This window comes from Methanobrevibacter sp. (assembly GCF_045220775.1).
In the GTDB taxonomy this organism is placed as follows: Archaea; Methanobacteriota; Methanobacteria; order Methanobacteriales; family Methanobacteriaceae; genus Methanocatella.
Genome location: NZ_JBGUWC010000114.1, coordinates 1 through 1,834 on the forward strand (window position 1 = coordinate 1; position 1,834 = coordinate 1,834).

3 protein-coding genes are annotated in these 1,834 nt (G+C 37.5%); 1 reads left to right on the plus strand and 2 read right to left on the minus strand.

Features of this window, described 5'->3' with window-relative positions; genetic code table 11:
* The coding region (locus ACJROP_RS07670) for an MFS transporter (RefSeq protein ID WP_406534885.1) at positions 1 to 998 on the minus strand (998 nt) is incomplete at its 3' end.
* A gap of 71 nt (positions 999 to 1,069) precedes the next feature.
* Between ACJROP_RS07670 and ACJROP_RS07675 the strand changes: the two genes are divergently transcribed.
* On the plus strand, positions 1,070 to 1,528 hold the full coding sequence (locus ACJROP_RS07675) for a helix-turn-helix domain-containing protein (protein WP_116592878.1): 459 nt from the start codon (positions 1,070 to 1,072) through the stop codon (positions 1,526 to 1,528).
* A gap of 25 nt (positions 1,529 to 1,553) precedes the next feature.
* On the opposite strand, the gene dmpI is transcribed toward ACJROP_RS07675, so the two are convergent.
* Positions 1,554 to 1,739 carry a 4-oxalocrotonate tautomerase DmpI gene (dmpI, locus tag ACJROP_RS07680; protein WP_058738979.1) on the minus strand — a complete coding sequence of 62 codons (186 nt, stop codon included), beginning with the start codon at positions 1,737 to 1,739 and terminating at the stop codon, positions 1,554 to 1,556.
* Positions 1,740 to 1,834: the final 95 nt, after the last annotated feature.

Sequence of the window (1,834 nt, forward strand, 5' to 3'; positions counted from 1 at the left end):
TGAGATAAGTTAAACAATCTTGTCTGGGTCAAGACACTTACTCCCTGAACTGCAACTGAAAGTACCGCTGCAACAATCACAATGGCAACAATTGAATCACTGAATGCAAAGCCGCACACCATACTAACAAGGCAAACCACAATGAACGCTCCGAGCGCAGGTATGCTCAAGCCTTTGTCCTGCAATTTTCCGATTCCCACACCAAATACTGCCGCTGCAAGACCTGCCAGACTTACAAGCCCAATTTGGAACGTGTTATAGTTAAATGGATCTGCGGACAGAAGAAATGTTAAGGAAGTCCAGAATATGTTGAAAATCAAACCGAATATCAGTCCTGAGTGCAGTAATATGTTCGGCAAGGACCTATGATTTTTAAAAGTGGTGAAAACACTTGCCAAAAGTTTCCCATATGATTTAAATTTGTTTTTTGCAGGAATTTCCGGCAATACATAAATCATTACCAAAACCATGACCAGATTCAAGGCGGCCGCTATTACATAAACTGATCTCCATCCCCAAAATCCTGCAATGATGCCACTTGCAAACCTTGAAAAGAGGATACCGGTTGTTATTCCGGATGATACAATTCCAACGATGTGGCCACGTTCATCCTCACGGCTCAAATCCCCTGCAAGAGGCAATATGATTTGACCGGAAATTGTTACAATCCCCATACTGAAGAGTGACAGTGACAATATGATAAATGAAGGAGATATGGCACAGGAGACCAAAGCCAATACGGAAAGCACCATTACAATAGCTATCATACGTTTTCTTCGAACAAAATCACCCAAAGGCAAAATAAAGAGAATTCCCATCGCATAGCCTATTTGGGTTGCAGTAACCAGAAGTCCCCCATTTGCCGCTGGAAGACCAAAGCCATCCATTATCTGGACAAGCAACGGCTGGGCCCAGTACAGATTACCTATTGCAAGACCTGAACATATCGCAAACAGTATCGCCAGGAATTTAGTCATGACTATCTCATTATCATTCATATTATCGCACCAATTAAAATTTTCTAATCAAATATTTAAAAAATAGGGTATTTAAAGATAAAGTGGCATCAATGACATCTAAAAAACTTAATATTAAAACATATATAACAATAAACATGACTTTAAATCCGAAAAAACTTGCATATTACGAAAAAAAGTATGAGCGAAACCCCCTGGAAGACACTCTCAAATTCATGAGCAACAAATGGACACTGCATGTTTTAAGAGACCTGTTTTTAGGAAAAAGCCATTTCAATGAATTTAAAGTCAACAGACCCTCACTGGACAACAAGGCACTGTCAAGATGCCTTAAGACAATGCAGGATAATGGCCTTATTTACAAGACAAATGAGGGCAATGATCCAAAAAATACCCAATATTTCCTAACCAAAAAGGGAAGGTCACTGAATAAGGTATTCTATGAACTGTTACTGTTTGCTCTTGAAACGGATGTCGACAACGAACATTATTCGGAATATGAAAAAAAAGAATTGAAAGAAATGTATAAGGAAATATTGGATTTAAAATGAAAAGAATGAATTTTTAAAAATCCATCTATTCCTGATTACTTAAAAGAACACCACCGACTCCAACATTGTCAAATTTCCTTTCGTTGAACAGCACATATATCATTTCTATCGGAAGGCCTGTGACTCTTGAAGCGGATTCGCTGAATTCTTTTGCTAAAATTTCTTTTTGCTCTTTTGTTAATTCTCCTATATCAAAACTTATAACTGGCATGATTATCACCAATTGAAAATTAAATTTTTCTAAATAAAAAGTTAATGTGGCATGAAAGCCACTTAATTAATAACTATACCCTCTTGAAAAAGCCA